Origin of the sequence: Devosia sp. (assembly GCF_017307565.1) — a bacterium.
Classification (GTDB): domain Bacteria; phylum Pseudomonadota; class Alphaproteobacteria; order Rhizobiales; family Devosiaceae; genus Devosia.
Genome location: NZ_JAFKHD010000203.1, coordinates 1 through 9099, shown reverse-complemented (window position 1 = coordinate 9099; position 9099 = coordinate 1). Strand labels below are relative to the sequence as shown.

General features: G+C 62.5%; 11 protein-coding genes. 6 read left to right on the top strand and 5 right to left on the bottom strand.

Annotated features, from left to right (window positions below; genetic code table 11):
• Together J0I64_RS22605 and ccmA are read right to left on the bottom strand one after the other, a co-directional pair.
• Window positions 1-145: heme exporter protein CcmB (locus J0I64_RS22605; protein ID WP_366933703.1), on the bottom strand; the 145-nt coding region annotated here is incomplete at its 3' end.
• Window positions 142-768 (bottom strand): heme ABC exporter ATP-binding protein CcmA, encoded by a 627-nt coding sequence (gene ccmA / locus J0I64_RS06420; RefSeq protein ID WP_291406771.1) that lies wholly within the window; start codon window positions 766-768, stop codon window positions 142-144. The genes J0I64_RS22605 and ccmA, both read right to left, overlap by 4 nt.
• Window positions 769-924: 156 nt before the next feature.
• Between ccmA and acnA the strand changes: the two genes are divergently transcribed.
• The 4 genes from acnA (at window position 925) to J0I64_RS06400 (ending at window position 5677) form a co-directional block, all read left to right on the top strand.
• On the top strand, window positions 925-3678 hold the full coding sequence (acnA, locus tag J0I64_RS06415; protein ID WP_291406770.1) for an aconitate hydratase AcnA: 2754 nt from the start codon (window positions 925-927) through the stop codon (window positions 3676-3678).
• Between the two features lie 138 nt (window positions 3679-3816).
• The gene (locus tag J0I64_RS06410; protein ID WP_291406769.1) at window positions 3817-4554 is read left to right on the top strand and encodes a thioredoxin family protein; all 738 of its coding nucleotides are present in this window, start codon (window positions 3817-3819) and stop codon (window positions 4552-4554) included.
• A gap of 233 nt (window positions 4555-4787) precedes the next feature.
• On the top strand, window positions 4788-5207 hold the full coding sequence (locus J0I64_RS06405) for a DUF2794 domain-containing protein (protein WP_291406772.1): 420 nt from the start codon (window positions 4788-4790) through the stop codon (window positions 5205-5207).
• The gene (locus tag J0I64_RS06400) at window positions 5204-5677 is read left to right on the top strand and encodes a GNAT family N-acetyltransferase (RefSeq protein WP_291406768.1); all 474 of its coding nucleotides are present in this window, start codon (window positions 5204-5206) and stop codon (window positions 5675-5677) included. Before J0I64_RS06405 ends, J0I64_RS06400 begins: the two co-directional genes overlap by 4 nt.
• Here the strand turns inward: J0I64_RS06400 and J0I64_RS06395 are convergent.
• The 3 genes from J0I64_RS06395 to J0I64_RS06385 all read right to left on the bottom strand — a co-directional run bounded on the left by J0I64_RS06395 (window position 5640) and on the right by J0I64_RS06385 (window position 7468).
• Window positions 5640-6140, bottom strand: a complete 501-nt coding sequence (locus tag J0I64_RS06395) for an ATP-binding protein (RefSeq protein WP_291406767.1) — start codon at window positions 6138-6140, stop codon at window positions 5640-5642. The two genes, J0I64_RS06400 and J0I64_RS06395, sit on opposite strands and share 38 nt — an antisense overlap.
• 4 nt (window positions 6141-6144) lie before the next feature.
• The gene (locus J0I64_RS06390) at window positions 6145-6642 is read right to left on the bottom strand and encodes a GNAT family N-acetyltransferase (RefSeq protein ID WP_291406766.1); all 498 of its coding nucleotides are present in this window, start codon (window positions 6640-6642) and stop codon (window positions 6145-6147) included.
• Window positions 6643-6742: 100 nt separating this feature from the next.
• On the bottom strand, window positions 6743-7468 hold the full coding sequence (locus J0I64_RS06385; protein WP_291406765.1) for a Bax inhibitor-1/YccA family protein: 726 nt from the start codon (window positions 7466-7468) through the stop codon (window positions 6743-6745).
• Window positions 7469-7670: 202 nt separating this feature from the next.
• Between J0I64_RS06385 and thpR the strand changes: the two genes are divergently transcribed.
• Both thpR and J0I64_RS06375 read left to right on the top strand, forming a co-directional pair.
• A complete protein-coding gene (gene thpR / locus J0I64_RS06380) occupies window positions 7671-8210 on the top strand; it encodes an RNA 2',3'-cyclic phosphodiesterase (protein ID WP_291406764.1) in 540 nt (179 codons plus the stop codon).
• Window positions 8211-8425: 215 nt separating this feature from the next.
• Entirely contained in the window at window positions 8426-8947 is a 522-nt protein-coding gene (locus J0I64_RS06375; RefSeq protein ID WP_291406763.1) for an invasion associated locus B family protein, read from the top strand.
• Window positions 8948-9099: the final 152 nt, after the last annotated feature.

Genomic DNA, 9099 nt, shown 5'->3' with positions numbered 1-9099 from the left:
GGGCGAGGAGCGCCTTGTCCGGCCGCACCGCAAAGGGCACTACCGCGCCGACAATGACGAAGAACAGCACCAGCGTCAGCACTTCCCCACCACCGCGGAGGCTCAGCCGGATTTCGCGCGAGAGCACCGAGAAAAAACCGCTCATGCGCCAGGCTCCAGCGTATGAACCGCAAGGCCTTCGAGCGCGATGGCGTCGTGGCTGGCGATGACGGCGATCCCGCCGGCGGCCAGATGCTCGCCGATCAACCCGGCCAGCAGCTTCTGGCCCTCGGCATCGAGCGCGGAGGTCGGTTCATCGAGAAGCCAGACCGGGCGCGCGGATACAAGCAACCGCCCCAGCGCCAGTCGGCGTTGCTGCCCGGCAGAAAGGTAGGCGGCATCGAGCCTGGCCTGGCGCGAAAGGCCGACGCGATCGAGGGCCTCGGCAACCGGCAGGGCGGGATTGCCGTTGATACCACGCCAGAACTCCAGCGTTTCCACTGCAGTGAGGCGCGGACGAATGGCGTTTCGATGGCCGCAATGATGAAAGGCGGGCCCCAGATCCTCGTCATGCCCCTCGAGTTCAACGGAGCCTTCAAGCGGGGTGAGCAGACCAGCCAAAGTCAGAAGCAGGGTGGATTTGCCGGCGCCATTCGGGCCGCGCAGCATCAGGCCGCGACCGGCGGGAACCGAGAGGGCGATGTCGCGGGCAAGCATGATCTCACCGCGACCGACGCCCAGCGCGAAGGTCTTGAGGCAGAGCGGAGAATGGACTTGCCTTTGTGTCATGGCCCCATCTCGTATTGAACGAGGGGCGAGACTGGCAAGGGCTTTTCCGATTGACTATAAACGACATAGATTAGAGTCATTCCAGCAAAGCGCGGTTTTGCCGGCGGCCCCATTGCTCTCCGGCAGGCAGCGTGACAGCAGCAAAGGGCGGAGCAAGTGGCCTCACTAGACAGCTTCAAATCCAAGTCGACCCTCGCGGTCGGTGGCAAGACCTACACCTACTTTTCCATTCTCGAAGCGGAAAAGAACGGTCTTGCAGGTGTCTCCAAGCTTCCCGGCTCGATGAAGGTCGTGCTGGAAAACCTGCTGCGTTTTGAAGACAACCGGACGGTGAAGAAGGAAGACATTCTGGCCATCGCCGAATGGCTCGTCACCCGCACCTCCGAATATGAAATCCAGTACCGCCCGGCGCGCGTGCTGATGCAGGACTTTACCGGCGTCCCCGCAGTCGTCGACCTCGCGGCCATGCGCGACGCCACCGCCAAGCTTGGCGCCAACCCGCAAAAGATCAATCCGCTGGTGCCGGTCGATCTCGTCATCGACCACTCGGTGATGGTGGACGCTTTCGGTACTCCCCTCGCCTTCCAGCAGAATGTCGAGCTCGAATATGAGCGCAATGGCGAGCGCTACGAATTCCTGCGCTGGGGCCAGTCGGCTTTCGACAATTTCCGCGTCGTACCCCCCGGCACCGGCATCTGCCACCAGGTGAACCTTGAATATCTGGCCCAGACCGTCTGGACCAAGGAAGAGGACGGCGAGACAGTCGCCTATCCCGATACACTCGTCGGCACCGACTCGCACACGACAATGGTCAATGGCCTCGCCGTGCTCGGCTGGGGCGTCGGCGGCATCGAGGCCGAGGCGGCCATGCTCGGCCAGCCGATCACCATGCTGATCCCCGAAGTCGTGGGCTTCAAGCTGGTGGGAAAAATCAATGAAGGCATTACCGCCACCGACCTCGTGCTGACGGTCACCGAAATGCTGCGCAAGAAGGGCGTGGTCGGCAAATTCGTCGAATTCTACGGCCCGGGCCTCGACTATCTCAGCCTCGAAGACCAGGCGACCATCGCCAATATGGCCCCGGAATACGGCGCCACCTGCGGCTATTTCCCGGTCGATGCCGATACCCTAAAATTCCTTTCCACCACCGGCCGCGATCCCGATCGCGTGGCGCTGGTGGAGGCCTACTCCAAGGCCCAGGGCATGTTCCGCACCACGGACACGCCTGACCCGGTCTTTACTGCGACGCTCGAACTCGATCTCTCTACCGTCGTTCCGTCGCTCTCGGGCCCGAAACGCCCGCAGGATCGCGTGGCGCTGAAGGACGTCACCCGCGCCTTTGACGCGGCGCTCCCCGAACTCTCCGGTGGCCGCATCGAGCGCACGCGCCTCCCCGAAGACAAGCAGGAAAGCCGCTTTGTCGATGAAGGCGCCAATGGCGTCCACGACATCCCCGAAGAGGCCGCCTTCGAGGTGAAGGGCACCGACTATCACATCACCGATGGCTCGGTTGTCATCGCCGCCATCACCTCGTGCACCAACACGTCCAATCCCTCGGTGCTGGTGGCCGCCGGTCTCGTCGCCCGCAAGGCGCGTGCGCTTGGTCTCAATTCAAAGCCCTGGGTAAAGACCTCTCTGGCGCCCGGCTCGCAGGTGGTCACCGACTATCTGACCGCCGCGGGCCTGCAGGCCGATCTCGATGCGATCGGGTTCAATCTCGTCGGCTATGGCTGCACCACCTGCATCGGCAATTCCGGCCCCCTGCCCCAGGCCATTTCCGACACGATCAACGAGAACAAGCTGGTCGCAGCCTCCGTGCTTTCCGGCAACCGCAACTTTGAAGGCCGCGTGAACCCCGACGTGCGGGCAAACTACCTCGCTTCCCCGCCGCTGGTCGTCGCCTATGCCCTTCTCGGCACGCTCAATGTCGACATCACCACCGAGCCGCTGGGGATCAGCAAGGACGGCAAGCCGGTCTATTTGAAGGACATCTGGCCGACCAACCACGAGATCGCTGAGATCGTGCGCCAGCACGTCAACGCCGACATGTTCCGCAAGCGCTATTCGGACGTCTTCAAGGGTGACAAGCTCTGGCAGGCGATTTCGGTGGAAGGCGGCCAGACCTACGGCTGGAACGGCTCTTCCACCTATGTGCAGAACCCGCCCTATTTCCAGGACCTGACCATCGAGCCCAAGCCGGTCACCGATGTGGTTTCGGCTCGGGTGCTGGCGCTGTTCCTTGATTCCATCACCACCGACCACATTTCCCCAGCCGGTTCCTTCAAGGCCGGCACGCCCGCCGGCAAATACCTGACCGAACGCCAGGTCGCGCCGAAGGATTTCAACTCCTACGGCTCGCGCCGCGGCAACCATGAAATCATGATGCGCGGCACCTTCGCCAATATCCGCATCAAGAACATGATGCTCGACGGCGTCGAAGGCGGCTTTACCAAGGGCCCCGATGGTTCGCAGATGGCGATCTATGACGCTGCCATGGCCTTTTCTGCCCAGAACACGCCGCTGGTGATCTTTGCCGGCAAGGAATATGGCACCGGCTCCTCGCGCGACTGGGCCGCCAAGGGCACCAACCTTCTCGGCGTCAAGGCGGTCATCGCCCAGTCCTTCGAGCGCATCCACCGATCGAACCTGGTCGGCATGGGCGTCATTCCGCTGCAGTTCAAGGATGGCGAAAGCTGGCAGACCCTTGGCCTCGACGGCACGGAAACCGTCGATATCGCCGGCGTGGAACAGATCGAACCGCGCGCCACGGTGAAGGTGAAGATTACCCGCGCCAATGGCGACGTGCTCACTATCGACACCCGCTGCCGCATCGATACTGCCAATGAGCTCGACTATTTCAGGAACGGCGGCATCCTGCAGTATGTGCTGCGCAGCCTCGTCGCCGCCTAGGCAAGGGGTAAAAATCCGACGTGAATGGCGGCCTCCGGGCCGCCATTTTTGTTGGCCCGGCCACTCGGAAGCGAATCTGCACTGTCTCACCCTCTTTTGACTAGGCAGCGGGCGCGGGGCCAGCCTACAACCTTGCCCATGATCTCAAGACCCCTCGCCGGCCTGTTTCTGGCCCTTGCAGCAAACATCGCCGTCGTCGGCGCCGGGCAGGCCGAAGAGCTGCATGTTCGGCCCAAGGCCGTGGTCGAGCTCTTTACCAGCCAGGGCTGCGCCTCCTGCCCGCCGGCCGATGCGCTGCTGACCGCGCTCGCCGAGCGCGATGACATCGTCGCGCTCGCCTATCACGTCGATTATTGGGACTATGTGGGCTGGAAGGACACTTTCGCCCAGGAAGCCTATTCCGATCGTCAGCGGGCCTATGCCAAGAGCTGGGGCTCCTCGCGCATCTATACCCCGCAAATAGTGGTCAATGGTGCCAAGGCCGTCGTCGGCTCGCGCCGCAACGAGGTGCAGCAGGCCGTGGGCAGCGCCAGCCTGCCGCTGACCATGGACCTCACGCTCAATGGCGACATGCTCAAGATCACCGTGCCGCCCAAGGCCGAGCTGTCCGATGCCGTCGTCTGGCTCGTGACCTATATGGAACGCGCCGACGTCAAGATCGACAGCGGCGAGAATGCCGGCAAGTCTATGGTTTATACCCAGGTCGTGACCGGCCGGCAGGTGCTGGGCATGTGGGAAAGCGAAATCGGGGCCGAGCTGAAACTGCCGCTCGGCGAAGTCCTGGGCACCACCAATAGCGGCATTGCCATCGTCGTGCAGCAGGAGCGCGGGGGACTTCCCGGCGCGATCCTGGCGGCGGCCGCCTACGAGCCCTGAGGACCCAAAAGAAAACGCCCGCTCCTGGGGGAGGAACAGGCGTGACTAAAAGGTCAACTTAGTAGGAGACTGGCAACCGGACGTCATGGTTGGGGGCTCGGTCGGTCCGATTGCCAGCCGCTGGAGGCAATGATGAGAGATTGGCCGTCCAATGGGGCACCATGAGGGACGAATCGTGGCCGAAATGGGATTTTTCGCCCCCTTGCCAAGCCCGCCGATAATGCCGATCATGACTGTCCGATGACACGAAACTGCCTGGAGGTCGCGTGCACGGTCGTCCGCCAAATGAGTCTCCGGTTCCACTCTCGCTGGTGCATGTTGGGGAACCGCAAGGCCAGCCCGTTCGCCCCGTTCAGCCCATCGTCGCTTTCGACCGCCGGGAACTGATGCAGATTCTGTCCGTCTATGGCCGCAAGGTCGGCCTCGGCGAGTGGCGTGACTACGCCATGGACTTCCTGAAGGACCGGGCATTGTTCTCCATCTACGCCCGGGTTTCCGAGCGCCCGCTCTTCGTGGTCGAAAAGAACCCAAAACTGCGCGCCAAACAGGGCCAGTACATGATCACCAACCAGCAGGGCCGCATCCTCAAGCGCGGCCATGATCTGGCGCAGGTGCTGCGCGTGCTCGATCCGGACCTTGCCATCGTCGGATGACGATCAGCATCAGGCGCGCCGGGGCCGACGATATTCCCGCCATGAGCCGGGTGCTGACCGCATCCATCACCGAGCTGTGCGCCGCCGACCACCATCATGACCCGGCCTCGATCGCCGCCTGGACGGCCAACAAGTCGCCGCAGGGCGTTGCAGCCATGCTGGATAATCCCAGCCTGCTGGTATTTGTCGCCGAGCATTTTGGGAGCATCGGCGCCGTAGGGGCCGTGACGCGCACTGGAGACGTGGCGCTGAACTACGTCGCCCCCGACATGCGCTTCCGTGGCCTCAGCAAGGCGCTGCTGGCCCGGCTCGAGGCCGAATTGGTCGCTCTCGGCTTTACCGAGGGGCGGCTCGAGGCCACCCGGACCGCCAGGGACTTTTACGAAAGCGCCGGATGGCAGCCGGACGGCCCGCAAGCGACGGGCCGCAAGGTCAATGGTTATCCGATGCGAAAGACGCTGGCGGGCTGAAGCGGCCCGCCATTTCATCGGCGTCAGGCGCTTCGAAGCGCTGCGCCCATTCGCGCAGCATCGCCACCGGAATGACGAAATGCCCGCCGGCCGCCGTTTCGTTGCGCGCGGCGACGCGCCGTTCAAGCTCGGCAAACGGCACGTCTTCGAACTGCACGATGCAATCCGCGCCGAGCGCCTGCGCCCGCGCCGCAAAACCGGCCCGCTCGACCCGCGACCAGAAACCGAAGTCGAGAATGACATCGCCGCCCCGCGACAGAATATGGGCGGCGACATCCCACATGATCGCTTCCACCGTGTCGTGACGCCGGTCGTGGTCGGGATGATGCATGTCGTCGGCAAAAAGCCGCGCCTGCCACTCGTCGGGCGTCAGGCGCAGCGCGCCCGTCTCTACCGCGAGCTGCCTGGCCCGGGTCGTCTTGCCCGAGCCGGGCAGGCCAACCATGAGCGTGAGCAGCGCCACCGGGTCAGAGTGCCTTTTGCAGGTGCACGATATCGTGCCAGCGATCGAATTTGAGGCCCACCGACTTGTAGTAGCCGACGTGCTCGAAACCGAACTTTTCGTGGATGGCGATGGAATTGGCCGTGTCGGCCGTGATCACCGCCAGCATCTGCTTGAAGCCATGCGCCTTGGACTGCACCAATAGTTCGGTGAGCAGCGCCTTGCCGAGGCCTTTGCCGGTCTCGGTTGGGTCGAGATAGATCGAATCTTCGCAGGTAAAGCGGTAGGCCGCGCGCGGGCGATAAAAGCTCGCATAGGCGTAGCCCAGCACCTTGCCTTCTCGCTCGGCGATGATCACCGGGTGCCCGAGCTTGAGAAGTCCCGCATATTTCTCCGCGATCGCTTCTTCTCCCGCTGCTTCGGTATCGAAGGTGATGGCAGTGTGGTCGACATAATGGCGGTAGATGTCGGTGATGGCCGGAATCTCGGACCAGGCGAAGGGACGAAGCGAGAAATCGGGCATGACAGGCCGTCGCAAAGAAAAGGACCGCAGCCTTTGTAGGCTGCGGTCCAAATATCCGTCCAACCAAATTCCTTGATTCAGTGATCAAGGAAGATGCTGACTACTCGCGGTTGCCGAAGAGGCGGAGCAGCATCATGAACAGGTTGATGAAGTCGAGGTAGAGCGAGAGAGCACCCATGATGGCGTTCTTGGCCATCACGTCGGCGCCATAGGCGTCCGAATAGCTTTCCTTGATCTTCTGGGTGTCATAGGCGGTGAGGCCCGTGAAGATCAGCACGCCGACGACCGAGATGATGAAGTCCATCATCGAGGACTGCATGAAGATATTGACGATCGAGGCGATGATGATGCCGATCAGGCCCATCATCAGGAAGTTGCCCATGCCGGTCAGGTCACGCTTGGTGGTGTAGCCGTAAAGGCTCATCGCGCCGAAGGTAGCGGCGGTGATGAAGAACACCTTGGCGATCGAGGCGCCGGTATAGACGAGGAAGATCGAGGACAGCGACAGGCCCATCACGGCCGCGAAGGCCCAGAACACGCCCTGTGCGGCGCCGACGGAGAGCTTGTTGATGCCGAAGCTCAGCACCAGCACGAAAGCGAGCGGGGAGAGCATGATCACCCAGGCGAGCGGGCTGCCATAGAGCAGCTCGGCATTGGCCTGGCTCGACATGGCCCACTGGCTGGTGAAGTAGGCGACAACGCCCGTCACCACGAGGCCAAGGCCCATATAATTGTACACGCGCAGCATGTAGCTGCGCAGGCCCTCGTCGATGGCCAAGGCCGAGCCGGCCCGCGCTCCGAGGGTCTGACGGTCATATTCAGCCATTGTAAATTCCCTTTCCCTTGGAAAATCGCGGTCGATGACACCGCCGGGGGCAATTGGCTTTTGCCACTTGAGTGCAAATATGGAGTCGGACCTGTTGATTTACAAGGCGAAACGGCACGCTGCGACATCTGGGACTGGTTCGATGACCTGTTTGTGCTAGGCTCCTTGCTAGATTCCGCCGCTCCTGCCTGGGAGACCTGCCATGCCCCGGCTTTTTACCGGCCTCGAAATTCCCTCCGATATCGGCTTTGCCCTGTCGCTGAAACGCGGCGGCCTCAATGGCGCGCGCTGGATCGAACCGGAAAATTATCACATTACCTTGAGGTTCATCGGCGACGTCGACAATCAGACCGCCAATGAGGTGGTCGACAATCTCGATCATCTCAGCGATAGCCTCAGCTTTCCTATCCGCCTGACGCATCTGGGAACTTTCGGCGGCGACAAGCCCCGAGCGCTCTATGTCGGGGTCGAGCCCAGTGAGGCGCTGACCCGGCTGCAGGCCGCCCATGAGCGCATGCTGCAGCGCGCCGGCCTTCCGCCCGATGGCCGCAAGTTCGTGCCCCATGTGAGCCTAGCGCGCCTGCGTGGCACCTCGGCCGAAGACGTCGCCCGCTTCATCGCCGAGGCTGGCCGTTTCGAGCCGCTGAGCTTTTCCGTGCCGCGCTTTGCGCTGTTTTCGAGCCGCGAATCGGTGGGCGGCGGCCCCTATGTGGTGGAAGAAACCTATCCCCTGGCCGCTTGAGCGTCCCACTCACGCAAGCGTTAGCCAGGTTTTAACCCTTCGGGTTCAAAGCGAGGCCCATGCCGCCGGCATGCCAAATTGCCGCCGCCTTTGCCGAGCATTTGAGGCAAAAGCGGTGCAATAATGGGCCGCTTGACAGCTTGGTAACCATGTTTGCGGCATGCTGGGCGGACGCATCCCCCGCGGACAGGCAGCGAAAAGAGGAAGAATTGGCAATGAAGACAAAGACCGGTGGCCTCCTGTTTGGGCTCGCGGTATCCGCGCTCGTGACTTTTGCGACAGCCGCCCAGGCGCAGCAGGCCACGGAACTGGGTTCGTTCAACGCCTGGACCGCATGGAAGGCAACCGATGCCAGCGGCCAGATCTGCTATATTTCGGCGGCGCCGACGAAGTCGGAACCGGCGGGCGCCAATCGTGACCCGATCCACTTCATGATCATTCACCGCAAGGGCCTTGGCACCAAGAACGAAGTGCAGACCCTGATCGGCTATCCGTTCAACGCCTCCAGCGCCAATGCGAGCGCCACCGTTGACGGCAAATCCTATCCGATGGTCACCGAAGGTTCGGCCGCCTGGCTCGCCTCGACCGGTGACGAAGCCGGCTTCGTCGCCGCCTTCAAGGCTGGCAAACAGTTGGTGATCAAGGGGACGTCGCAGCGCGGCACCAATACCACCGACACCTATTCGCTCGGCGGCGCCACCGCCGCGATGAATGCCATCGACGCCGCCTGCAAGTGATTTGGGCTTTGCCCGACGCTTTCGTTTAGACCATAAAGGGCACCGGGCCTTGGCCCGCTGCCCAAACAATGTTGCGAGTTCCCCCTCCATGACTTTTGGAAACAAGTCCGCTCTCGCCCTGGCCCTGGTTCTCGCCACCGCGCTGCCAGCGC

Excerpts from the sequence above, each read along its gene's own strand:
- ccmA (WP_291406771.1), bottom strand. The coding sequence starts at position 768 with ATGACACAAAGGCAAGTCCATTCTCCGCTCTGCCTCAAGACCTTCGCG.
- J0I64_RS06410 (WP_291406769.1), top strand. The coding sequence starts at position 3,817 with ATGATCTCAAGACCCCTCGCCGGCCTGTTTCTGGCCCTTGCAGCAAAC.
- J0I64_RS06400 (WP_291406768.1), top strand. The coding sequence starts at position 5,204 with ATGACGATCAGCATCAGGCGCGCCGGGGCCGACGATATTCCCGCCATG.
- J0I64_RS06390 (WP_291406766.1), bottom strand. The coding sequence starts at position 6,642 with ATGCCCGATTTCTCGCTTCGTCCCTTCGCCTGGTCCGAGATTCCGGCC.
- J0I64_RS06385 (WP_291406765.1), bottom strand. The coding sequence starts at position 7,468 with ATGGCTGAATATGACCGTCAGACCCTCGGAGCGCGGGCCGGCTCGGCC.
- thpR (WP_291406764.1), top strand. The coding sequence starts at position 7,671 with ATGCCCCGGCTTTTTACCGGCCTCGAAATTCCCTCCGATATCGGCTTT.
- J0I64_RS06375 (WP_291406763.1), top strand. The coding sequence starts at position 8,426 with ATGAAGACAAAGACCGGTGGCCTCCTGTTTGGGCTCGCGGTATCCGCG.